Origin of the sequence: Ruegeria sp. HKCCSP351 (assembly GCF_017872535.1) — a bacterium.
Classification (GTDB): domain Bacteria; phylum Pseudomonadota; class Alphaproteobacteria; order Rhodobacterales; family Rhodobacteraceae; genus Ruegeria.
This window is the reverse complement of the sequence record NZ_JAEDOV010000006.1, coordinates 287,167-310,069: the sequence shown is the minus strand read 5'-3', so window position 1 is coordinate 310,069 and position 22,903 is coordinate 287,167. Positions and strand designations below refer to the sequence as shown.

Annotated in this window: 18 protein-coding genes; 6 read left to right on the top strand and 12 right to left on the bottom strand. The window is 55.3% G+C overall.

The features are described 5' to 3' along the window. Positions 1 to 95: 95 nt before the first annotated feature. Positions 96 to 467 (top strand): hypothetical protein, encoded by a 372-nt coding sequence (locus I9182_RS14575; RefSeq protein WP_209598756.1) that lies wholly within the window; start codon positions 96 to 98, stop codon positions 465 to 467. Here the strand turns inward: I9182_RS14575 and I9182_RS14570 are convergent. Then, positions 456 to 1,988, bottom strand: a complete 1,533-nt coding sequence (locus I9182_RS14570; RefSeq protein ID WP_209598755.1) for a phospholipase D family protein — start codon at positions 1,986 to 1,988, stop codon at positions 456 to 458. The genes I9182_RS14575 and I9182_RS14570 overlap by 12 nt on opposite strands. A 193-nt stretch (positions 1,989 to 2,181) precedes the next feature. Here I9182_RS14570 and I9182_RS14565 point away from each other — a divergent pair, with 193 nt between their 5' ends. Continuing rightward, complete coding sequence (locus I9182_RS14565; RefSeq protein ID WP_209598754.1) at positions 2,182 to 3,363, top strand: adenylate/guanylate cyclase domain-containing protein; 1,182 nt, start codon at positions 2,182 to 2,184, stop codon at positions 3,361 to 3,363. 375 nt (positions 3,364 to 3,738) lie between these two features. On the opposite strand, the gene I9182_RS14560 is transcribed toward I9182_RS14565, so the two are convergent. Continuing rightward, a complete protein-coding gene (locus I9182_RS14560) occupies positions 3,739 to 5,217 on the bottom strand; it encodes a DUF1254 domain-containing protein (protein WP_209598753.1) in 1,479 nt (492 codons plus the stop codon). Between the two features lie 20 nt (positions 5,218 to 5,237). Beyond that, positions 5,238 to 6,668 carry a DUF1214 domain-containing protein gene (locus I9182_RS14555; RefSeq protein ID WP_209598752.1) on the bottom strand — a complete coding sequence of 477 codons (1,431 nt, stop codon included), beginning with the start codon at positions 6,666 to 6,668 and terminating at the stop codon, positions 5,238 to 5,240. 123 nt (positions 6,669 to 6,791) lie between these two features. Between I9182_RS14555 and I9182_RS14550 the strand changes: the two genes are divergently transcribed. Together I9182_RS14550 and I9182_RS14545 are read left to right on the top strand one after the other, a co-directional pair. Next, complete coding sequence (locus I9182_RS14550) at positions 6,792 to 7,784, top strand: AraC family transcriptional regulator (RefSeq protein ID WP_209598751.1); 993 nt, start codon at positions 6,792 to 6,794, stop codon at positions 7,782 to 7,784. Positions 7,785 to 8,168: 384 nt separating this feature from the next. Further along, positions 8,169 to 9,686 carry an amidohydrolase family protein gene (locus I9182_RS14545; RefSeq protein ID WP_209598750.1) on the top strand — a complete coding sequence of 506 codons (1,518 nt, stop codon included), beginning with the start codon at positions 8,169 to 8,171 and terminating at the stop codon, positions 9,684 to 9,686. A gap of 376 nt (positions 9,687 to 10,062) precedes the next feature. Here I9182_RS14545 and I9182_RS14540 read toward each other — a convergent pair whose 3' ends face one another. From I9182_RS14540 to I9182_RS14520, 5 genes are all read right to left on the bottom strand, one after another. After that, positions 10,063 to 10,203 carry a hypothetical protein gene (locus tag I9182_RS14540; RefSeq protein ID WP_209598749.1) on the bottom strand — a complete coding sequence of 47 codons (141 nt, stop codon included), beginning with the start codon at positions 10,201 to 10,203 and terminating at the stop codon, positions 10,063 to 10,065. A 174-nt stretch (positions 10,204 to 10,377) separates the two neighbouring features. After that, on the bottom strand, positions 10,378 to 11,481 hold the full coding sequence (locus tag I9182_RS14535; RefSeq protein WP_209598748.1) for an ABC transporter substrate-binding protein: 1,104 nt from the start codon (positions 11,479 to 11,481) through the stop codon (positions 10,378 to 10,380). 33 nt (positions 11,482 to 11,514) lie between these two features. Then, positions 11,515 to 12,267 (bottom strand): transporter, encoded by a 753-nt coding sequence (locus I9182_RS14530; RefSeq protein ID WP_245222651.1) that lies wholly within the window; start codon positions 12,265 to 12,267, stop codon positions 11,515 to 11,517. Positions 12,268 to 12,392: 125 nt separating this feature from the next. Next, entirely contained in the window at positions 12,393 to 14,102 is a 1,710-nt protein-coding gene (locus I9182_RS14525; RefSeq protein ID WP_209598746.1) for a sulfatase-like hydrolase/transferase, read from the bottom strand. Further along, positions 14,099 to 14,449, bottom strand: coding sequence for a hypothetical protein (locus I9182_RS14520; protein ID WP_209598745.1), 351 nt, complete (start codon positions 14,447 to 14,449; stop codon positions 14,099 to 14,101). Before I9182_RS14520 ends, I9182_RS14525 begins: the two co-directional genes overlap by 4 nt. A 146-nt stretch (positions 14,450 to 14,595) precedes the next feature. Between I9182_RS14520 and I9182_RS14515 the strand changes: the two genes are divergently transcribed. Then, on the top strand, positions 14,596 to 15,906 hold the full coding sequence (locus tag I9182_RS14515) for a hypothetical protein (protein ID WP_209598744.1): 1,311 nt from the start codon (positions 14,596 to 14,598) through the stop codon (positions 15,904 to 15,906). 597 nt (positions 15,907 to 16,503) lie between these two features. On the opposite strand, the gene I9182_RS14510 is transcribed toward I9182_RS14515, so the two are convergent. After that, the gene (locus tag I9182_RS14510) at positions 16,504 to 18,132 is read right to left on the bottom strand and encodes a sulfatase-like hydrolase/transferase (RefSeq protein ID WP_245222650.1); all 1,629 of its coding nucleotides are present in this window, start codon (positions 18,130 to 18,132) and stop codon (positions 16,504 to 16,506) included. Positions 18,133 to 18,167: 35 nt separating this feature from the next. After that, positions 18,168 to 18,410 carry a hypothetical protein gene (locus I9182_RS14505; RefSeq protein ID WP_170448978.1) on the bottom strand — a complete coding sequence of 81 codons (243 nt, stop codon included), beginning with the start codon at positions 18,408 to 18,410 and terminating at the stop codon, positions 18,168 to 18,170. Positions 18,411 to 18,526: 116 nt separating this feature from the next. Here I9182_RS14505 and I9182_RS14500 point away from each other — a divergent pair, with 116 nt between their 5' ends. After that, complete coding sequence (locus I9182_RS14500; protein WP_209598743.1) at positions 18,527 to 19,885, top strand: adenylate cyclase; 1,359 nt, start codon at positions 18,527 to 18,529, stop codon at positions 19,883 to 19,885. A 332-nt stretch (positions 19,886 to 20,217) separates the two neighbouring features. On the opposite strand, the gene I9182_RS14495 is transcribed toward I9182_RS14500, so the two are convergent. Next, on the bottom strand, positions 20,218 to 21,267 hold the full coding sequence (locus tag I9182_RS14495; RefSeq protein ID WP_209598742.1) for a GFA family protein: 1,050 nt from the start codon (positions 21,265 to 21,267) through the stop codon (positions 20,218 to 20,220). A gap of 232 nt (positions 21,268 to 21,499) precedes the next feature. Next, entirely contained in the window at positions 21,500 to 22,861 is a 1,362-nt protein-coding gene (locus tag I9182_RS14490) for an IS1182 family transposase (protein ID WP_209598741.1), read from the bottom strand. Positions 22,862 to 22,903: the final 42 nt, after the last annotated feature.

Here is a 22,903-nt window from a genome sequence, read left to right as displayed (position 1 = left end):
TCTGCAGTTTGCCGCAAAGCGCGACGGTTGGCTGCAGACGCCATCCACCCCATCCGCATATGAGACGCTCGAAATCGACGCGGAGAAGGTCCGGTTTGGATTTCGGCCATTTTGACTATTTTGAACGGCCGCTTTCCGGAAATCGCGCTGTGGTGCGGCGATCAGCTACGAAATTCGGCCGTCGCGCGGAGGCCGATTTTGCCGCATCTGCGACCGGCGGAAATGTCCGCGAAGCAGACGCTCCACCAAATTTGCCGACTGTCCGCTTCGAGCCCATAGCGACCGATGCTGCGGTCGCCATCAACGTCGGCGATGCGCAGAATGCGGACTTTGCAAATTCTCGATATCGGATAAACAAAATGACAGGCTGGAAACAATCAGCAGACGTTTTCGACTCAAAGCTGCCGTATTACAAGCCGGTGTCTTCTGGTAGCGTCGGCTATCTGCCAAAAAGCCTAAAGCTGTGAACCAATTGGTAAAATACTTAGAAATCCAGCAACTATGTGATCCCATGTCGATCCTGTCGGCTCTGATAGATAAACGATAACGTTGCCATCACTATCTCGTGTCGTCCATTTAAGCTGACCAGCCTTCTCGAGCGTCACATTATATGTGTATGCGGGTAGCGCGTGGTCCAAGGCACCCATGGTCTGTGCAGTCAATGCTGGTGAGTCAATCAGAACTCCCATCTCGGTGTTGATGTTGACAGATCGCGGGTCCCAGTTGAACGACCCTACGAACAAGTATCGGTCATCAACTGCAAATGCCTTGGAGTGTAGACCTGACCTCGATTGAGCCCAGTTAATACCGCGGCGCTGTAACTGATAGGCGTCCGGTCGCAACTCGTAGAGTTCTACTCCTCCGCGTAAAAGTACACGGCGTTTCTTGGCGTAGTGCGCGTAAACGGGAGCGACGTCATTAGATGCAAGTGAATTGGTTACGACCTTCACGTCGACCCCACGTTTCTCCAGTTCGGTCAGCCATTGCACACCTTTGTTGCGCGGAACGAAATAGGCGGACACGATGTTCACTTCACTGCTGGCATTCTCAAAATACGGAAGCAATTGAGATGCAAGAACGGGACCTGAGTTCTCGAGACCGGTGGCTTTTGAAGGCGGATCAGCATAAAGTTTCGCAGGCAGCCAATCCAAAGATAAGGCCCCATCTGCAAAGTTCTCTTGTGCTGACTTTCTGAGGGCAGCACCGTACTGGGTTTGCTTCGCTTCTTCGACCAGTTCATTCAACCTGCTTCGCGCATCGCTTAGGTCAAATTCCTGGGGTTCTCCAACAACCACGCGAGCCGGAACGGCAAACTCACTGTTCCAGTATGAGTCAAAGCTTCGCGACACCTCGCGTACAACAGGGCCAGCGGCCAGTACATCCAGATCAGCGTAGTTCATTTCTTCCCGTGCGAGAAAGTATTCGGCACCGATATTTCTCCCACCCACAATCGTGAACACGTTGTCTGCCGTCATGGACTTGTTGTGCATTCTGCGATTGATGCGTTTGAAATCTGTCAGACCTGCGATCACAAGGCTTTGTTCCCGCCAGAACGGATTGAATAGCCTGATCTCAATATTCTTGTGATTGTCCAACGCGGCAGTCATCGCGTCATAGCTGGACGTATCCATGTCATCCAGCAACAATCGGACACGAACACCCCGATCTGCCGCTTGCAAAAGACTTGCAGCGAATAGGTGACCCGTTGGATCGTTGTGCAGAAGGTAGTATTGCGCGTCTATCGTTCTCTCGGCCGCCGCAGCCAGCAACAGCCGCGAGACAAGAGCTTCTTCGCCGTCACTGATCAGCTTAACGCCCGACCGACCGTCTTTGGGGTCCCCAAGCCGATTGGCCGCCCGACTAAGAGCTGTACGCGAGTCTACCGGCAGCGAAGCCGATACCGTCTTTTCATATGTGCGAGTTTTGGAGGCGCAAGCAACAAGGGTCAGCGTGTACAAGATACAGACCACCAACTTCCATCGTGTCATCGGCTTCCTCCATCCCCATGTCCTAGGTGACTACGCCCAGACGGGTGATTGCAAGTCTGTTCTGTGAAGCATGAGATTGTTTCGTTGATCGTAGTTGATTTGGTGAAACCCCAACTTCCCCATGCAGGTATGCGATTTTGACGCAATCTCAATTCAAAAGTACTCTACCAGTAAGCAAGCGCAAACGAGGACCATGCCTGATCCCGAACACATAAATGACTCCGTCACGGAACCCTCGCCGCGTGCTGTAGCCGACGGTATGGGCATGGCGACTGAGGAGTTTAAAATTTCGATGCCAATCGGGATCGGAGCTGTCCTTGCTGCTCTGGCGTCCTTGGCCACGTGCTATTCCGGGATTTTGCTGACCTATTTGATTGGCTACGAAGCGCCTTCCATAAACCCGCATGCGCAAGCGGTGCTCATGTGGGTGTTCGCATTGTTGGCGGTAGGTTTTTTATGGAGAGACCGGAAACGGCATGCCAGGGAGCTTCCGCTCGTCCTTGGTGGGATTGCTGCGCTCATCCTGATTGTCACACTGTACCTCGGCTATGATGAACGCGTCGAAGCGCTTGCCTATGTGCTTTTGGTGATCGCGGCTTTGCTAAACCAGAATTTTATACTCGACGCTTTGAACCACACAGTTCGCAACCAGACACATGAAATAGAGGCTTTAAACGAAAGACTGACCGAGAAAGTAAAGCGCCAGGAAAGCGAGATTGACAGGCTGGGGCGTCTCAAACAATTCCTTGCGCCTCAAGTTGCGGAGCTTGTCGTAGAAGAAAACTCTGACGAGCTTCTTAAAACCCATCGTCAATACATCGCTTGCCTATTTTGCGACATCCGGAATTTCACAGCAATCTCCGAGGCGATTGAGCCGGAAGATGTCATTACCCTTCTCCAGCATTTCCACGATGAGGTTGGTCATTTAGTTGCCCAACACAAGGGAACAATCGGATACCGAGCAGGAGACGGATTGATGGTCTTCTTCAATGATCCGGTTCCCTGCGATCAGCCCGTACTGCAAGCCGTGCAGCTGGCTACAGCAATAAGCGAAGCTTTCGAGGGAATACGAGCACCCTGGGAGAAACTCGGACACGCGATGGGTTTGGGTATTGGGATCGGTAGTGGTTACGCGACGCTTGGGCTTATCGGGTTTCATGGTCGCGCCGACTACACTGCAATCGGTGGTGCTGTGAATACCGCATCAAGGCTTTGCGATTTTGCCAGCGATGGGCAGATCCTTTTAAACCAACGAGCGCTTCTAGACATAGAAGAACATGTGGAGACCCAAGAACTGGGAGAACGGGAACTGAAGGGCATCGGCCACTCTGTGCAGGTTTTTCGCGTTATCAGCCTCTCCCAACAAGCGAAGTGATACTCTCTCTTGTTAGGAGGTCTATCAATCTTCGTATGTTGAAGGCCCGCTAAGGGACTGCGACCAGCCAATCATGCAAGCCGCAGAGAATGGCCGCATCGAGCCCAAAGTCACGAATGCTGCGGTCTGATCAAACTGGTAGATTGCCGACTTTTCAGACATCCAATGGAACCGTTCCGATGACAGCTTCGCGCCCGAAAGCAGCGCACAGTGCCGACTGCAGCAATCCGTAGGAAGGGAGGCGAGCCTGCATTCCCTGCGGTTCCGTCTAACGGCGAGATGCAGGGCATGCCAAAGAGGACGACATGGAAGTGCCCACGTCGCCCTTACTTCCATAGCTCGCCCCGCAAACCCCGTTGGTTGTCTCAGGGAATATCAATCCACCAGTTCGAAATCGTTCATCTTCCAGGTCTGGTCGAAGAACGGCTCCAGCGGGCCGTACAGGCGCACGATGGCTGTCCAGCCCTTGCTCGGATCAGTTTCGACCCAGTTCGACTCCATACCTTCTGGCGCTTTTGGGCCGAAGTAGAGGTCGACCGTTCCGTCTTCATTCTGCGCCAAATCGTCGTAGCTGCTGAGCGCAGGGAATTGCTGTGATGTTGCCATCATCGAGCGGTTTGCGCTGTCGTAGACGACGACAGACCAGAAATCCTTCGCAGGAACATCAGCTGGAACTGTCAGCTTGTACGTCTTCGCACCGTCGAGCGGAACACCTTCGCCATCGGTATGGGTACACAAATATTGCGACCCAATACCCACGTTTTTGCTCGCCATGGCCGGTGTCACGCCTGTCGCATACGCTGCAAAAAAGGCCTGAGCGTCGTAGTCGAGGTATCCGTTCGGGTCAAAGGTGTAGACGCCGCCAACAAACGGGTTCCACCATTTGCGATCCTCGTAGATGTATTTGTCGTCGCCAACGTAGTTCCACATATTGGCCCGAAGCAGCGCCGCGCCCGCCATGGCGGCTGGCTCAAGGATGGCCTTCTCTTCCGGCGTGGGATCGAATGGCTTGCCGAACTCCATGCCGATGGAGGCGAGCAGAAATTTCTGCGCCCCGTCCAGCGCGTCCGGGTGCTCTTCTTCGACGAGGTGCCCAAGCTCTTCCAGGAGGTGATAATTTTCGGAATGAACTGTCCAGATTTCCTGTCCTGAACCATCGATTAGTTCGGTGGGTTCCGGATTGTCCGCTTGGGCCAGCGGGTAGATCTTCAATTGCTCGTACAGCGAATTGGCTGCATCGGTCGTGCCATCGACCAGGAAGGCTCTGAGCGCCAGCCAAACCCCGTAGGTTTTGGATTCAAAAACGAAGTACCCATCCGGTACGTCTCCCTCGTATCCCGGCGGAAGCACGAGGAATTTGCCGCCTTCGCCCTTGTCCGGCCCCGCATTTCCAACATCGCCAACATAGCGCATCCACATGTCGTTGAAGAAACCAAGCATGCCGGGAGGCGCTTCGACCACTGTCGGACCGTCTGTGTTAAGGTCGAGAAAAGTCATCGCATAGACGGTTGTATTGTTGGCTGTCAGAAACTCGGACTTGGCGTCCATCAGGTCCTTGAACACAATGACCTGATTAGGTTTTCCTGCACCGAAATCTGCGTAACCCTTGCGCATCGCATAGAGCGAGGCTCCAAAGACGTTTTGCTGGATCACTTCCATCACCCGATAGGTCGTCCGGATCTGGAACAAACGTTCGGTGGTCTCAGCGGTCGGAAATCCCTTCTCGAAGGTGAAGTTGCCGATGATCGTGTTGAACTCTTCGTTCTCTAGGAAGCGGCCATCGCCGCCTTCCGCAAGCGCCATGTTCGCTGTTACGGCAAGGGCCGCGCATCCGGCAAGAAATGTGCGTTTCATCTTTTTCTCCTGTCAGAAAATCAGTTTGCTTTCTCGACGTCCGGCAGTTGCCATCCGCTTTCGATCCATCCTTCCGCTGGCCCATAAAGGCGAAATAGCAAGAAGAAGTCCTCGCCGGTCGGTATCCAGTTGCTTTCGAGGCCATCCGGAGCCGTTGGCGCGAAATAGACGTCAACCGAGCCGTCGTCATTGACCTGCATGTCCGGCAGATTTGGCGTTGCCAGGCCCACGCGCTCATTGCCTGCGACGAAGCCCTTGGACTTCATGCTGTAGACGATGACCGACCAGAAATCCTCAGCGGGCGTGTCGGCGGGAACATTGAGTTTGTAGCTGTCTTGCCCGTTCAGCATATCTCCATCGCTGTCGGTCAGGCCTGTAAGGTAGAAAGTCCCGCCACCCAGCTTCTTCGGCAGATAGGTGATCCACGAATACGAACCGCCCGCGCGGTCATCGATCAGCACCATTTCATCGGTCACATAAGGAAAACCCGCTTCCGGCTGACCCTCGGCGAAGGCCCAGACTCCCCATTTGCGGTCTTCCCAGAGCGGAACGACCGAGCGCGTGATGAAATGCTCCTGCATGGTGTCATAGGCGCATTGCAGCCCTTCCAGCATCGCGGCCTGCATTTCCTCATCCGGTTCAAACGGCTCGCCGCGCACCATACCAAGCGAGGCCAGCATCGCCATCATGACCTTGTCCTGCTCCAGAACCGGCTCGCGCTGGATGACCGTGTTCATGTCGTGAAAAAACGTCATGTCATACACGGGAAGCGAGTTGATCGGGTTCTCCTTTACGTCGATGAATTCAGTTGGCGACGGATTGTCGACCTCGGACAAGGGGTAGACTTGAAGGGTCTGGGCGTAGGCAGCCTGATCTTTGCTGGTGCCACCATCCTTTGCTACAGGGCGGAAGGCGAAATGAACGCCATAGGTGTTGGACGGATAGATGTAGTAGCCCTCTTGCGGGAGGTCGCCGTCATATCCCGGTGGCACGATGAGGTACCTCCCGCCTTCGCCCGCATCATCGCCCGAGGTGCCAACATCTGCCAACGGAACCTGCCAGGCGTTCGTGATCGTTCCAAAGAATGCCGCCTTTTCTCCGGCTGACGGAACATCGATGACAACGGGCTCATCCACCGCGTATCCACCGCCAAATACATACGGTGTCACGTCGTTGGCCGTCAGGAAGCCGTGTCGGCTGTCCATCGGTTCGCTCATATAAGCGATCACGCCTTTGTCGGCCCCCGCATCGCGCTGGATCGCCAACTCGATATCGTAAACGCCAACGGCAGGCATCGCCCAGATCGCAGCCTCGCAGGAGCGCCGGACGACGGTATCGCGGGCGATTTCAGACATCTCCGCCACAACAGGCCCAGCCAGAATTGAAAGTGCAACGCCTGCATACAGCCCACGAGCAGCCTGCCTGGTTGCCATATTTGTACTTATGGTCATCTGCGTCTCGCCTCCCGCCAATAGCCAAATCGAGAGCATAGGTTGGCATATCGCTGCGAGATCGGCGTATCATTTCACGACAGAATCACGATTAAGCAAACCTGTATGCCAGCAGACCCTCCCATGATCTCCGCCAAGGCGCTTGGTGCGATGCCGCAATTCACGCTTGAAACCTGCGGGCAAAAACCGCTTGAACGAGCGTTGAAGCGATCCGGTTTGCCCCATCGCTTCATCGAAAGTCGCGATGGCTACATCCCGAAACACGCCCTCGCGACATTCATTCAAGAGGTCGGGCGTTCCGCTGGGGAAGAGAATATCGGCCTGCTCTGGGCACCGCATCTCACCGTCGCGGATTACGGGGCATGGGGAGACTACGTTCTGTCCTCGCCAAACCTCGGAGCGGCTCTCGTGCGAACTGCAAAGGCGATCTCGTATCACTCGAGTGCGGACCTGATCGAGTTTCAAACACACGGCGCCCGTGCATGGTATGGATATCGCTTCGGACTGCGATCACATAGTGCGTATTCCGACGTCGCTTTTTCGGCAGTAGGCGTCTTTCTCAGCGTCTTCAGGCACTACCTTGGACCAGCGTGGTCGCCGGAGCGGCTGATGATCGATACTTCAAAACCGTCCGCAGGAGATCGCGCCGAGGAAGTCTTCGGGTGCCCAGTCCATTGGGATCAACCTGCATTGGGAGTTGTCTTTTCCAGCAAACTTTTGCGGACGACCGCCACGGAGGCCAAACCGAAAGCGACTATCGAGGACATTGCTCGAGAGAGAGTTGGTGGCCCGCCCAAGACTTTGCCCCACAAGGTAGCTGCCATGGTGCGACTGCAGATCTATGAGGGTTCGGTGTCCATCGAAAGAACCGCAGAATGCATGGATATCGGGGTCAGAACCTTGCAGCGAGGATTGATGCTGGATGGGGTTCGGTTCAGGGACATCGTGAACAACTCTCGAATAGAGCGTGCCAAAGAACTTCTGCGTCACGGCGATGTGTCGGTTGCAGCCGTCGCATTGGATCTTGGTTATTCGAGCCCAAACAACTTCAGTCGGGCCTTCAACGCTCAGACAGGCTTTTCGCCCAGCCAGTTCGCCGCGTCGGACCCGCGCTAGGTCGCTTGGCCTCGAAAGTCGCCGTTTGAGCCAACGCTACTGAGTCGAGACTTTTAGGATCTCGCAACAAGCGTAGGAGCCGCCGTTCGCAGCGACGAACCAAAAGGCCATATCTGGGTCGGTCACGTAGGTGCAGGAACCCTATGCAAATGTCTGGAAGCGTTCGCATTGCGGTCCATACTCGTGGAGCCCCGAGGTCGGCTTTGCGCAGAATACGGACCCATCAGTCAGCGCAGGGAACGGCAACAAAGTCCCGCATATCGGTCATTTGGGGAAAATCGCTCAAAGTCTGCTTTGCGGACGAACCCGACATTACATTCTTTCATCCACATTTTTTGCGGAAGCGGATAAACAGACCTTGGTTCGATTTGGGGAGTACTCTGCATGCGCTACTTTATTGCCGCCGCTGTTCTGTCGTTGTCGGTCGGTCTGGCCCATGCGCAAACTTATGACCTTGTCATCGAAGGCGCGCGCGTTGTCGATCCCGAGACCGCACTTGATCAGGTCAGAAATATTGGCATCACCGGCGATGAAATCGCGATTGTGACACCAGAGCCGATTACCGGCGCTTCGGTGATCGATGCAACAGGCCTCATCGCAGCGCCGGGCTTCATCGACCTGCATGCGCATGGGCAAGACCGGTATAGCGAGAAAGTCTCGATTTTCGATGGCCGCACCACACAAATGGACCTCGAAGCGGGGGCGTTGCCGGTGTCTGACTACTTCGCCGCCAAGGCTGGCGTGTCCCTGTCCAACTACGGTGTTTCGGTGTCTCATGCCGCGGCACGCCTGATGGTGATGGACGGTATCGATGCGCAAGGCAGCCCGATGATGACCCACGCCCTTCAGAAAGCAGGCGCTACGGGGAACTTGTGGGCTGTCCAACGGGCCACCGACGCGCAACTGGACCAGATTGACGATCTGGTGAGACAGGGCGTGGAAGAAGGGGGGATCGGCATCGGAGTGATGGTGGGGTACTACCCGAATGCGCAAAGCGAGGGTGTCACGCGTATGGCGCAACTTGCCGCTGCGGAGGGCAGCTTCCTCACGACGCATCCCAGATATCTGAGCATCATCTCGCCCAGTGGCGTGCTTGGTCAGGAAGAGTTTGTGGCGCTCGGCATGGCCTATGACGTGTCGATTTTGCTGCACCATGTGCCCACGAACGCCTTGTCCGCGACGGAGCAGGCGCTGGATATCATCGAAGCGGCCAACCGCAACGGCGGCAATATTCTCGGAGAGGCGTTTCCTTACGTCAGAGGATCAAGTTTCATCGCAGCGGAAATTCTCGCCGAAGGCTGGCAGGAGCGCACAGGCATGGATTACGACGATCTGATCTGGGTCGAGACCGGCGAAACGTTGACGGAAGAGACCTTTGAAAAGTATCGCAGCGAACGGCCCGATGGGTTCTTTCTGATGGAGCACATCATGCGAAAGGACATGCTAGCTGCAGTTCTTCACCCCGACATCATCATTGCAAGCGACGGCATGCCACTGGTTGATGACGCAGGTGCCTCGCTGCCTTTTGCAGCCCCTTTCGGCGTCGGTAACGGCCATCCGCGCAGTGCTGGGACTTTTGGTGCCTATTTGCGGATAGCAATTGACGACGGCAGTCTGACAATGCCGCAAATCATCGCCAAGACCGGTTTCATACAAGCGAAGTTTCTGGAGCCATTTGCTCCGGAGATGCACAAACGCGGACGACTGCAAGCCGGTGCATTTGCCGATATCACGATCTTCGACCCGGACACTGTAAAGGGAGTTGCAGGATACACGCCCGGAACCAACAGCCTGCCATCGGAAGGCTTTGTGCATGTTATCGTCAACGGGCAACCTGTCGTGACCGGAGGACAACTTGTCGAGGATATCTTTCCGGGCGTAGCCATCAGAGCGAGCCGATAGCAGTCCGCCGGACCCGAGAATGCGGATCAATTATTTCTGGGCAAGAAACTTCCGGAACGAACTTCCGCCTTGGGCTCAGTACGGACCTTGAAACGGGTTTCTTGATTGTCACTTTTTCGTCCAAAGCGGCCATTATTTCAAACAGACAGGGAATGCGTAGAGATGGTTTTTTAGATTAATAGTTCCGTTAACGTTCGGTATAGGCCAAATCCTACTCCCGCAACCAATACTTCCAGTCAGATATCAAACACTTAGCGCCCCAAGGGGCGCTTTCTGCGTTTAAGGCATCCTCACCCGGTGCTACAACGGTGCTACGCCAGAGAGCAAAGATCAGCTATCAATGCGCACCCATTCTGACGCTTCCTGAAGCCGACTCTTACCCCATCATGAAAACCAACACGCAGTTTCCGTCTGCACTGTCAGCACCGTCAGCCAAAACCGCGAATGTCGGCTCAGAGCCCGTTGCGGTCATCGGCCTTGGGCGCAGCATTCGGTAAGAAGGGCGGAATGCAGTCATTCTCTGCGGGTGCAAAGTGAACTCACGCAAGTAGCGAAAGCGGCCATTCTAGCCTATGAGGCGCGAAAAATAGGCTCAATTGCCTGTTCCAGGTTCAAAAGCGAAGAATGAAGCGAGATCAAAAAATGACCGCCTGAACAAGCCACTTCATGAGGCAAATGTATCGGCGATACGCTAGGTCGAGTCCTCAAAATACTCCAGGCTCTCTTCGAGGAAAGTCTCTTCAACACTCAATGTCCGGGAGGCGAGGCCTTGGTCATTGGAGTATCGGAATAGAGTTTCAAGCGTTTGGCGGTTCTGCTCCATGCCATACGGATAGAAATTTTGTCCCATCAGCGCGCGAGTGTTCTCAAGCTCTTGGCTGTACCAGGGCAGCATGTCCGCGGCCCATGTCAGGCGATCCTTGATCTTGTAGGCTTCAAACTTGGCTCGGGAATAGGCGTCGAAAACCGCCCGGGGAAGCCAAGGATGTTCCGAGGCCGTGTCGCGACGGATCGCAAGCACGTGCATGATCGGAAACACGCCGGTGCGGCGGTAATAGTCTTGTTCGACGCTGCGAAAGTCCGGGAAAAGCCTCGAGATGCGCGGATCGCCCTGCACATAGGCCGCTGGGGTTGCCGCGTGAAACAAGGCGTCCACCTCTCCGGCGAGCAGGAGTTCGGATTCGTCCAGCCCCGGCGTTCCCTGGGAAATGGATATCCCTTCCGGCACTTGTTGCTCCTGCTCTGAAATCTTGCCTGCTTCGCCTGCGGAACTGTCCTTGTTGGCGACAACCCACTCGATCTCCTCTGGGCGTACGCCATACTCTTCCTGAAATATGCCTCTGATCCACGTAAGCGAAGTCGATGAATACCCCGGCGTGCCAACCCGTCTGCCACGCAAATCTTGCGGTGTGGCAATGCCCGCATCTGTCCTGACAAAAACGCTCTTGTGCCGGAACTGGCGCAGCAGGAAGACAGGCAGCAAAGCGTAATCGCGGAACCCTTCGTTTGCATGCGCCAGCATGAACGGATGAAGCCCCAATTCCGTAACCTCATTCGTCCCCTTGCCGCTGAAGGCAGCTGTGTTCATGTCGCCTATGGCGTCTTCGACAAATGTCGTGTTAGTCCCCTCGATCGAAACGCGCCCGTCGAATAACGCCTGAGTCCGGTCAAGCCTGTAGCTGGAAACTGTAATCGGTAAACCGTTGCCCTGGGCATGGGCGGCACGTCCTCCAAGGATTGCAGGAGTGGCCAAAGTCAGCAATCCGGCTTTCAGAATAGTGCGTCGATCAGGCATTAGGCTCTCCTTTTAGCATCATTATTGTTGTGTTCACTTGGGAAAAAGCAGAGTCGCTCCGAAGGTCGTCCCCCAGCCATCCGGCCCACCGGCCGGGCTTTGCGCCCAGTAGCGCGTCGTGAGGGAAAGACTGACCCTTTGGCGGCCAAGTTGAACAAGCTTGCTGATCTTGAAATTGATCGGAATGCTCCACTCTTCCGCGACCCACTCGTAGGTGCTTTCGGTATTCAGCGCATAGGTCCACGCATCCTGTGTCGTGAAATTCACGAACGGCTGCAGGAATGTCGTGCTTTGCTGAGCAGAGTTGCCATCTATGTCCCATATATGGTTGGCCAGCATCCCAACGGTCCATCCACCCGTTTGCTTGAGTGCGACACCTGTCAAGCCCGCACCCCACGCATTGCGGCCAAGCCCGTTGCTTGTGGATAACGGCATCTGAAACACCGGACCGGCGCCCCAGACCACACCGCCAGAGGTGGGGGCTTTCGGAGAGAAGAAGAAGCTTTGGGTGACATCGCTGAAACCACTGTTGCTGGTCCCCGGCGTCAGGTTCCGTTGCCACACATACGGAATGATTGTTCGAGAGATGACATTCCAGTCCTCGTTGAGGCTGAATGGGATGACCGGCTTGGCCACGAATGCGGTTTGAGAGCCCGTTCCCGATGGGCCGAGCCCTTGGTCATAGACGAAGTCCAGCGGCAACGAGATCAAGGACGCGATGGGGTTCGCAAGTTGCTTGGCAAGGTCGTCATCCGACTGTGCGTTCGCGTTGGTGGTCATCAGCATCAAGCCGGCACCCAGTAAACACATTGTCCTGCGAAAGGGCATGAGTTGTTTCACTGACCTGTTTGAGAATTGTCGTGGACTTGGAAAGTGGCACCGGAGCCCACCGGCACCGGTGCCTAACTGCCTTACATATCGCTACCGGCGAAGGGCAGCGGGTAGTTGCCAAGTTGCTGTGGCGTGAACGGCAGCTTGTCCGTCTCGACCGGAGACGTATAGAGCTTGCGGGTTTCCGGACGTTCATTCGAAATGCCCGTCAAAGCCGGCCCAGGGGTTGCATCCGGACGGTTTGGATATTCCTGCATCCACATCTCGTGCCGCGCACGCTGACGGTTGAACATCGATTTGACGTGGAACATCTCGATCATCTCCCCGTTCTTTTCGCGCGGGTCTGTGTAGAGATCATAGAACTCGTTCTTGGAAAGACCGGGGGTCGCATTTTTCCAGTCACGCTTGAACCGGCCTTTGACGCCTGCGGCCAGGTTCGGCCCCTGGTAGATCATCACATAGTCCCGGCGGCTGAAGCCGTCTCCGTTCATGAACAGCGATGTCTGGTCGACACCGTCGATCACGCGGTCGGTGGGGATCTGGTCCATTGCGCCACCAAGGCGGGCAAACGTGGTGAACAGATCGCTGACATGCAGAATATCGCCCACGATCTGATCGGGTTCGATCACACCCTTCCACTTGGCAATTGCGGGAACGCGCACGCCGCCTTCGGTGAAGTCACCCTTGCCACCGGTGTAAAGGGTCTCGACCATGCCCCGGGGACCATAGTGAATGAAGGGTCCATTGTCCGCCATCACGACAACCAGTGTGTTCTCGGCAATGCCCTTGTCTTCCAGATAATCGAACAATTCTCCGACAAACACGTCCATCTTGACCAGGGCTTCCTGAAGGATGTTCTTGTTTGCGGACACTTTCTGAGGGTTGCGTGGATCCGGGAAAAAGGCCGTGGCAATCGGGTGATAGGCGATAAAGAACGGTTTCTTCTCGTCTACGCTCTTGTCGATAAAGGCCAGTGCCCGCCGCTGGGATTCAATCTCGATATCCCAGTAGTTTTCGATATTCGGCGGCGGGCCCCATTCGAACGTTTCGCCACCCTTGGTGCCTTCCAATGTCCAGACTTGTCCCAGCGGTTGCCACGACTTGTCCATCTCGTATTTATCCTCGGCATAGAGGTCGGGATACATGCCCGTAATAATGTTTCCCGCCTCGGCCTGCGGGATCCACATCGAAGGCACCTGGTTGTAGGGGGTGAAGAACGCCTCGTCGTAGCCTTGGTTGTGGGCATAAGAGAACTCTGTGTCTCCGAGGTGCCACTTGCCATAGAAGGCAGTCTTGTAGCCGACATTCGACAGCACTTCTGCAATGGTCACTTCCTCGGCATCCATGCCGGAATACTCGACCGGAAAGGAAACGGTGTGCATTCCGCTCCGTACAGCGTAGCGACCGGTCTGGAACGCGGCGCGCGTGGGTGTGCAGGCGGGTTCCGTGTACATCCGCATAAAGTTGATGCCTTCATCGGCCATCTGGTTCATGTTTGGCGTCTCGAACCCGCGCACCGCCTGAATTTCCGGAATGCCGACCTCACCCACCGCAGTGTCATCCCACATGATGTGGATGATGTTGGGCTTGGTGCCGAACTTGGCCTCCAGCGCGTCCAGTTTCTCCTGAAGTGACGCGTCCTCGGCAGCCCAGCGTTCGCCATGCTGTGCTTCGAGAACATAGTGTTCGGCATCATGAATGATCTTGCCGCTTTCGGCATGCGCACCGGTCAGCGACAGCATCACAAGTGCCAACGCACTGCATGATGCCTTGCCTGATTTCAGTTTCATGTGTCTTCTCCAGATTGTGAAAATTGGTGTAGGCTCGAACTGGTGCTGTCGAATCCCCGGGGCCCTCCGACCCTGCGCGAAGCTTTTTCGAGCGCGGCGCGGATTTCGTCTGTGAGGCCTTTCAAACTCTCCAGCAAAAGCTCGCGTGCCTTCTGCAAATCCTCTTCCGAGGCATGATCACACTGCGACGGGCCGTGCAAATCCCGCACGAGCAACTCGTAATCGTCGCAAATCTCTGCAAAGATGGCGTCCGTCGCGCGCAACCTTTTGATCGAGTCGCGCGCTTTTGGCAGGCATTCTTCTGCCTGAGCGGGGTAGGCCGCTGGGTTTTCGTCATTAGAGCCCATCTCACCAATCCTCCTTGTGGTTGAAAGGTCGGAACAAGGGTTATACGGTGAAAGGTGACGTGAAACGCACCGGAGAAATTCTTCTAGACGGTTGTTTTGGAATGTTTTTCTTAGCGCATGACTGAATGGGGGCAAGGATTCGCTTCATGACGCCGGAAAACGAAAAATCCATTCGAATTGCGCTGAAGAACATTCTGCAAAGTCCGCAGCTGTCCGGCTCCGCCCGCCTACAGGGTTTTCTGACTTACGTGGTCGAACAAAGCCTGCTGGGCCACCCTGAAGAGATCGTCGGGAAGATCATCGCCCAGGACGTTTACGGGCGTCAGCCCGCCGATGGTAGCGACAATATCGTGCGGGTCGATGCCCGCCGATTGCGCCGCGCCTTGTCAGATTACTACGCCACGCAAGGCAGTGATGACGTAGTCGTGATCCACATCGATAGCGGCGGCTATGTTCCCAGGTTCGAGTTTCGTGAAGGAGACAAAGATACTCAGAAGCCGGACAAATCACGCCTCGCACAATTGCGAATTCCGATAGCAGCTATTGCTCTATTCGCTGCGGCTCTGCTCGTATGGGCGATTGGACGTGGCATCGATTTTTCCCCGAGCCCGGACAGGGCGGACATAAACGTGCAGGGGCGCGCGGTGCAGGAACGCAAGGCGCTGGCAGAGAAGTCCATGGCGACGTTGCAGGCCTCGAACATGACAGCAAAAGCCAGTGAAATGCTGTTCCCGATCGCGGATGTCGAACTTCAAACCGCAGCACTCAAGTTGTTTGAAGAGGCCATTCGCATCGATCCTGCGTATGCAGGCGGGTATGCGGGAGCAGCTCACAGCTTGTCCACTCTGGCTGTTTTGGCACCGGACCTCAAGCAACGTCAGGAAATGCTTCAGGCGGCGTCACTCATGTCCGGCACTGCCGTCGATCTTGACCCGACCAACGGCTGGGGCATTTCGTCCCAAGCCTGGCTGGCCTTTGCCAGTGGGGATTTTGAAAACGCAACAACGCTCGCTAACCGGGCCTATCTGCTCAGCGATTTAGATGGCCGGGTTTTGAACTTCTATGCGCTCATTCTATTGCTGACAGGGAGTTTTGCGGAAGCGCAAAAGATATCGGCGCCTGACGCGCCGCGCAGAGATGCGGGGTCGCACCAGGCAAACCTGAACATACATGGGGTCGCCAGTTTTCACCTTGGCGACTACGAAACTGCTGTTTCTTCCTTCGATTCCGCGATTGCGTCAGGCGCTCCCGTCAGTGAACTGACGCTGGTCTACAAGGCTGCATCATACCAGGCAAATGCGCAGACTGCCGAGGCTCAGAAACTTCTCGCGGAGTTGTCACGCACCTGGCCCGTGTTTCAACCAGAGGCCGCATTGAGCAAGTTCTACGCGAGCCACGAACACGTAGATACTGTACTCGTACAGTTAAGGGCGGCAGGTTGGCCAAAGGATAAGTAACTTGTCCGGAATTTGTGTCGTCCAGCCCCTTTTTGCGCTCTAGCAATTGTATCGGTGACGGAATCGGAGGTGCCCATTTCCTTCGATTCCGGCACAGCCCATTCGCGAGGGGGACAAGCTTTCGAGCGACTGCTCTGATTACGAACTTGCTCGGTTTTCCGGCTGCGCGGTGGCGGTCAGCGAGATCCGGCAGCGGCTGGAGTTCATAGCGGTGGGCTTGCCGACGCTTGGCAAAAGCTAATCTTTGCGGTCGCAGCGAACGGCAGGTTCGTCGGGCAGTGCCGCAGAAACTTGGAAACCGGTGAGTGTCCGGAGTGGGCCGTCTTCGCGGACGGCCCTTTGCTGCCGTTGACCGAGGGCGCGCATCGCTGCGGTGCGGCCCACCAGACCGGACTTTAGCTGCGACTGCGAAATCCAGCGATCGACAAACTCACGCATCGCGGACAAAGCTGCCGCGGCTCATCTGTCCACCAAGGACAGCAAGCTACTCAAAGCTGACAACGCTTTCCGACGTTTCACAGAACTCGAAAGATTGACACTTCACATCCCTTGGATATTTGCGAGTCGCGCAGGATAGGCACCGCCGTCTCAAGTTCGTCATTGCCAGCTTGAAAAGACTTCTCGGGCCAATTCGCTTTCGGGCCTGAGATTTTCAATTCCTTCATAAGGGACACCCTTGCCGAGCGGTTTGTGAGGGTGCTTCACGATGGTTTTCTGATGGCGCTTTACCATGTCTTGGAAAGACGCCCCGGACCACAGTGAATACCCGACAAGCGGATGTTCTTCACGGGGATCGCGATAGACATTGAAGACAGGGGCCGCCGCGCCTGGCTGACCGGGGGCTGGCAGATGCATCTTGAACTCTTGCTTCACCACCGAACGCAATACTGGCCCTTCGTACACATAGACGTAATCGCGGCGCGAATTGCCTTCTCCCTCGAGCAACAATGCCGTCTGATCGATTCCATCAATTACCCGGTCGCGTGGAATGTGGTCTGTCGCGCCTGCGATCCGGGCAAATGTAGAAAACAAATCCGAGACATGAACGATGTCACCTGCCGCACTGCCCGCTTCGATTGCACCGGGCCACCGGATGAACGCATCAGTTCTCACACCGCCTTCAAGGTGCTGTGTCTTTCCGCCGCGATAGATCAGTTGGTTCAGGCCGGAGGTCCCCTCATAATGATACATCAAGCCATTGTCAGCCATGATCATGACGACGGTATTATCCGCCTTGCCGGTTTCATCCAGCTTGGCCAAAACCTCGCCGATCCAACCGTCCAGAACCTGCAATTTGTCCGCATGGAAGCCGCCGTTGCGGGATACGGCCTGATCAGGATAAGCAAAGTTCAGCGGATAGAGTGGCCAGTATTGCATAAAGAATGGCGCGTCCTGCGAAGCCAGCCGCTCCAGCTGCTCCAATGCTTGACGCTGATAGCGCAAGTTCATTTCCTCGTATTTCGCCTGGGTCCATTCTTCGCCGGGCTCCATTTCGACTTCGCGAGCCAGACCACCCGCTTCACCTTCTACGCCGGTCACAAGGCCATAGGGTTTGAACCGCTCGTCCAATTGAAACTGGTTGGACTGCCCTGACCAATGGTAACCAAGCATATTGTTGGCGACCATCGCATCACGTGTCATCAAGCTCAGCTGAACCTGCTGATGCAAGGGAAAAGCCGCCCAGTCGAAGCCCTGATTGTGCGGATAGGCCTGTTCAATATCGCCTTGGTGCCATTTCCCGACGTGCGCGGTGTTGTACCCTACTTCCTTGAGGATTTCGGCGATGGTGACCTCCTCGGACCCAAGACCTTCGCCGACCAGGGCGACCTTGACCTCTTCCACGCCCGCGCGCACCGGATGTCGACCGGTCAACATCGCCGTTCGAGTCGGTGTGCAGGATGGCTCCGTGTACATTCGCATCAAAGACATGCCTTCTGTGGCAAAGTCATTGATGTTGGGCGTATCGAAACCGGTGACATAGTTCATCGTCCGGTTGCCCATTTGACCGAAACTCACATCGTCAATCAGAATGTAGAGGATGTTGGGTGGTTGTCCTCCATTCGCGTCACGGATCTCGGCAAGCTTAACTTCTATCTCCGCATCCTGAGCATCCCATTGCTCGCCAAACTGCGCGCGGAGAAACTCGAACTCGCCGTCGTGTATGATAGGCGCTTCTTGGGCAAAACCCGCGCCAGCAATCAGCACCATGGCTGTGGCATGTTTCAATATTGATCTCATCGGTTTCCCTTCCCCTATTTGAATTATATCTTCCCTGCACGCCGCAGCGATTCAGCAATTTCATCCCGAAGACCATCCAAAGACTCGCGGATGTCGCGGGCAATCGGGTACGACCGACTTCCCGGCTCAGTGTTCACGGAGAGGTACTCGTCACTTAGAAGCTGATAGTCTCGGCAGATTTCATCGAAAACGGTGTCCGCCCGCCTTAGGTCCACAATCGCGGCCTGATGGTTCGGAAACAGGATATCAAGGGCGATGCCTTTCATTTCGGAGCTCGTACAATGGATCAGCTGGTTTAGGGGAGTGTTGGACGAATTCACTGTTAACAATAGGTATATCGGGGCATAATACGGTGTAATCAGATGCGTAACTTACTGAAAATATGGGTTTAACCAAAGACACATCTTCTCCACTGAATGAGAGCGGGTCGCCTGCTGCAAAAGATGTTCGGGCGGCACTTCAGCGGCTTATCAGGTCTTCGACTTTCGCGGGTTCGCAGCGCTTGCAGGACTTTCTGGTGTATGTGGTTGAAGAGTCGCTCAATGGTCGGGCCGATGATATTCGTGCCAAGACCATCGCAATGGATGTTTATGGTGGGACCCTGTCAGAGATGTCGCGCCGTGAAAACGTGGTTCGGGTCGATGCTGGTCGCCTGCGCCGAAAGCTTGCTGAGTATTACGCTGCCGACGGGCAGGACGAGAAAACGGTGTTTGAACTGCCAAAGGGTGGTTACGCACCTCGGATTTTGAAAAGCTGCTCCGAAACGGCACAGCCCAGATTCTCAGAGCTGGAAACCAGTGCGCGCGCATGGGCTCGGCCAAGTGTTAGGATTGTCGGGATTATCATTTTAGGCTGTGTTGCGATTGTTTTTTGGATGAGCTCGACAAAGCAGGATCTTCCGACTGATTTATCCGTAGATGGCCTGAGCCGTGACGAGCGCAGCGCAATTTTTAACGCATCCCCAATGCGTCTACAGGCTGTAAATCTGGCCAATACTGGTCGGGACCTGATCTTTCCGGCTTTAGAACCTGCGCGTCTTGAAGCGGCCCTGACCATATTCAAGGGGGCAATTGAAAACGACGACAGCTATTTCGGCGGCTATGCAGGCGCTGCACAAGTCGCCGCCACAATTGCAGTGCTGACATCCGACGTCGACCTCGCTTGGGACATGTTGAACTACGCTGACACTCAGGCCAAAAGGGCCATCGAATTGGCTCCGGAAACTGGGTGGAGCCAAGCCGCAATGGCCTGGGTCAAATTTGCCAAGGGAAACTGGATTGACGCCATTGAATTTGCACAACAAGCACAGCGTTTGGCACCACACGACGTCCATGTGCTGGAGTTCGTGTCGCTGGTCCTGCTATATTCCGGTTCATTTGAACAAGTCGTAGCGATTAGCGAGGACGCACTCTCAAAAATTGAGCTAGAACGGGCTTATGTGTTTCAGAACGCAATGGGGTCTGCAAAATTCCATCTGAAGGACTATGAAGGTGCTGTGTCAGCCTTTGAACGAGTAACGGAAAAAGGTGGCCCTGTCGGACCTGTCTCTGTTGCTTACCTAATGGCGTCACATCAGATGTTGGGGAATAAGGCTCAAGCTCAGTCTCTATCAGAACAACTGTCACGCGAGTGGCCGGACAGCCGCGTGGATGCGCTGTTTGAGAAACTTTTTGCAAATCCGAAATACGGGCAAGACCTCGGTGACGCCATGAGACAAGCCAATTGGAAGCCACCAAGTTAGGAGTGTGATTTCGCATTGCGACCGCTTGAGTTTCTCTCAACGGCATTGAGACCGAATGCTCACCAATTGCACCATGTCTGCTTCATTCGAATTCCTGCCATTCGAACGTTACGCAGCGTTGGTCAAAATGGGCTCTCTGCCGCCATTAGATCGATCGCAGCATATTCCCCAAACCCATCGCACGCCACAAGCGTTGACGGCCCAGTCCGGACCTTCACCAAGTCACCAAGCGCTGCAGAGCAGCTTCACCGAACCGGCCATTCGCTGCGCGTGCAAGAGTGACGCGTTGCCCGAAGGCGGCAAAGCGGGACAAAGCAGAAATCGCTCGATCACTAAAACACTACAGGCGGCTTAGCCAAAGGTCCCCAAGTCTCAGGGTCTGGTAGCCCGACACTTGACCACGCTTCTTGCAAAACTCTGGAGTCTGAAGATCTTGTCCGCGGCAAATCATCCAAAATATCAAACCAAGGCATTTTGCTTTCTATTCCGGAGTGGACTGAAGGAGCAAAGTTTTCTGGTTGGTCGAGGCTTGAAGTATGCAGGACCAGATAGGCCGTTTCTCGTGGCTTCACGAGCTTATAAGTTAGGCTTGCCCCGCATCTGGCACAAAAACCACGATTTGCTATCGGCGTAGTTGCGAAGTATCGAGGTTCCTCGGTGAGAAATCGAACAGCAGAAGCGGGAAAGGCCGCCCATGCATTAACTGCTGAACCAGAAAATTTTCTGCAACAACTACAATGGCAATACCCCGTGCTTATGGCAGGCGCGTTTATTTCATACCGGACCAACCCACAGATGCAGCCACCAGTTATTAAGGTTTTGGCCAATTCATCTTCATCAAAATCCAGAAAACCTCCCTCTTCTCCGGGTTCTGAAACGGTCATGTAGACATGTATTGGACTATCAGTTCTCTTGAGTCTTTTGTGACCGCAATCTGCCAGCGGAAGGTCTATCTTGCCCGCTATTTGCGCCATTACTTCTCCTGAAACCGCGATTCCACCTGGTTCCGCTATTGCCTCAAGCCGTGCGGCAGTGTTTACGCCTTCGCCGAGAATATCATCGCCGTGCACAACAACATCACCGAGCGAAACTCCGACGCGTAAAATGAGTGGGTCGTCACTGTTCGATTGACGTGCTTCGCGCGCGCACGCTCTTTGAATGTTGATTGCACAATTGACCGCCTCAAAGACACTCGAGAACTCAGCCAAAAACCCATCGCCAGTAGACTTAAAAACACGACCCCGGTTTGCTTCCACCTGCATGCCGATGATTTCACGTTCTAGTCGAACCAACTTAGCTAATGTTCCGCTTTCATCGCGTGATACCAATCCCGCGAAACCGACTATATCGGTGGCCAAAATGGCCGCTAATTTGCGTTCCATCTCCGTTGCTCCGAGCTAACAATCTCCAATTGGTGCCTGCTTACTTTAGCATAAAATCGGTCGCAGAGAGCCACGGTAGCTCAGGTGTTATTTCCTGTTTTGAAAGACCGTTCAGGGCTCGAAGCGGACAGTCGGCAAATTTGGTGGAGCGTCTGCTTCGCGGAGATGCTGTTGAAAAAGTCGATGTGTAAGCGCGGCGGAAATAGCGGCTGAAGTCTTCCTGCTCGGCTCTTCACGCCGAGATTGGTCTGAGCTTTGCAAGTTTGCGGAGGTTCTGGACTGTTGCTGCGAGGTGGAACTCATCCTTGGCGCCGTTTGGTCCTCTAAGGCGGAGGCGGTCGAGGCCGATGATGCGTTTGAGGTGGGCGAAGAGCATCTCTACCTTCTTTCTGGCGTAGCTGGAGACGACATAGGCATCGGTCTTCGCGATATCCCGTGCTTTTTGGCGGGCGTCTTCATGCCTGGATCGGGCGATTTTCCGGGTCGCCTGGTTGGGCGTGCATCGGGGCTTCAGCGGACACGCCGCGCATTCCTGTTTCCGGGCGTAGTATTTCTTGAAGCCATCCTTGCCGAACGCCGGGCGCCCCTTTGAGATGTTCCGCCAGTACGGCTTCAGCTCCTTCCCGCCGGGACATTTGTAAGCATCGGTGTCCGGATCGTAGGTGAAGTCGGTGGCAGGAAACGCGCCGTCCTTGCGCTCGGACTTGTCGAAGACCGGGATGTGGGGTTCGATACCTTGCTCTTTCACAAGCCAGCCAAGCATCTCCGCCGCACCATAGGCCGTGTCTGCGGCCAGCAGCCATGGGTGCAGGTCGAAACGGTCTTGGGTTCTCACCAGCATGTCTCGCACGGCACCCACTTCCGCCTGACGTATCGGCGCAGTCGCTTCGACATCGACGATGATCGCATGGTCCAGATCGACCAGGTAGTTGGTGCTGTAGGCAAAGAAGGGCCTGTCGCCATTGGCTCCGGTCAACCGCGCGGCCGGGTCGGCGGGCGAGATCGCCTTCGGCTTTACCGGTGTCGCAGCGCCGAAGGCCGCATCATCGAGCGTATCAAGGTATTCCTGCGTCGCCCGGTTTGCAGCATCTGCTGCAGACCATTCCGAGAAGTCCACCTTCGTATAGCGGCTGGCATCAGCCTTGATGAGCGAAGCATCTGCTCCAAAGCTCTCGCCGCCGACCAGTCCCTCGGCAATGCAGCGCGCCAGCACCTGCTCGAACAGATGCCGGAAGAGGTTGCTGTCCCGGAAACGTCCATGTCGGTTCTTGGAAAAGGTGGAATGATCGGGCACCGGATCGGCCAGATCGAGGCGACAGAACCAGCAATACGCCAGATTCAGATGCACCTCTTCACACAGCCGCCGCTCTGACCGGATACCGAAGGCATAGCCCACAATCAGCATTCGGATCATCAGCTCGGGATCAACCGAGGGCCTGCCTGTTGAACTGTAGAACGGCGCGAGATGTCGGCGCATGTCAACAAGGTCTACAAACCGGTCGATCGCGCGCAAAAGGTGATCCGTCGGAACGTGATCCTCAATACTGAACTCGTAGAACAGCGCACCCTGCGCAACTTGCCTCGGTCCCATCATCAGCAACTCTCCTGCAACTCAAGAGAATTGAATCAGCAGCCA

Excerpts from the sequence above, each read along its gene's own strand:
- I9182_RS14570 (WP_209598755.1), bottom strand. The coding sequence starts at position 1,988 with ATGACACGATGGAAGTTGGTGGTCTGTATCTTGTACACGCTGACCCTT.
- I9182_RS14565 (WP_209598754.1), top strand. The coding sequence starts at position 2,182 with ATGCCTGATCCCGAACACATAAATGACTCCGTCACGGAACCCTCGCCG.
- I9182_RS14560 (WP_209598753.1), bottom strand. The coding sequence starts at position 5,217 with ATGAAACGCACATTTCTTGCCGGATGCGCGGCCCTTGCCGTAACAGCG.
- I9182_RS14555 (WP_209598752.1), bottom strand. The coding sequence starts at position 6,668 with ATGACCATAAGTACAAATATGGCAACCAGGCAGGCTGCTCGTGGGCTG.
- I9182_RS14550 (WP_209598751.1), top strand. The coding sequence starts at position 6,792 with ATGATCTCCGCCAAGGCGCTTGGTGCGATGCCGCAATTCACGCTTGAA.
- I9182_RS14545 (WP_209598750.1), top strand. The coding sequence starts at position 8,169 with ATGCGCTACTTTATTGCCGCCGCTGTTCTGTCGTTGTCGGTCGGTCTG.
- I9182_RS14540 (WP_209598749.1), bottom strand. The coding sequence starts at position 10,203 with ATGACTGCATTCCGCCCTTCTTACCGAATGCTGCGCCCAAGGCCGATG.
- I9182_RS14535 (WP_209598748.1), bottom strand. The coding sequence starts at position 11,481 with ATGCCTGATCGACGCACTATTCTGAAAGCCGGATTGCTGACTTTGGCC.
- I9182_RS14530 (WP_245222651.1), bottom strand. The coding sequence starts at position 12,267 with ATGCTGATGACCACCAACGCGAACGCACAGTCGGATGACGACCTTGCC.
- I9182_RS14525 (WP_209598746.1), bottom strand. The coding sequence starts at position 14,102 with ATGAAACTGAAATCAGGCAAGGCATCATGCAGTGCGTTGGCACTTGTG.
- I9182_RS14520 (WP_209598745.1), bottom strand. The coding sequence starts at position 14,449 with ATGGGCTCTAATGACGAAAACCCAGCGGCCTACCCCGCTCAGGCAGAA.
- I9182_RS14515 (WP_209598744.1), top strand. The coding sequence starts at position 14,596 with ATGACGCCGGAAAACGAAAAATCCATTCGAATTGCGCTGAAGAACATT.
- I9182_RS14505 (WP_170448978.1), bottom strand. The coding sequence starts at position 18,410 with ATGAAAGGCATCGCCCTTGATATCCTGTTTCCGAACCATCAGGCCGCG.
- I9182_RS14500 (WP_209598743.1), top strand. The coding sequence starts at position 18,527 with ATGGGTTTAACCAAAGACACATCTTCTCCACTGAATGAGAGCGGGTCG.
- I9182_RS14495 (WP_209598742.1), bottom strand. The coding sequence starts at position 21,267 with ATGGAACGCAAATTAGCGGCCATTTTGGCCACCGATATAGTCGGTTTC.
- I9182_RS14490 (WP_209598741.1), bottom strand. The coding sequence starts at position 22,861 with ATGATGGGACCGAGGCAAGTTGCGCAGGGTGCGCTGTTCTACGAGTTC.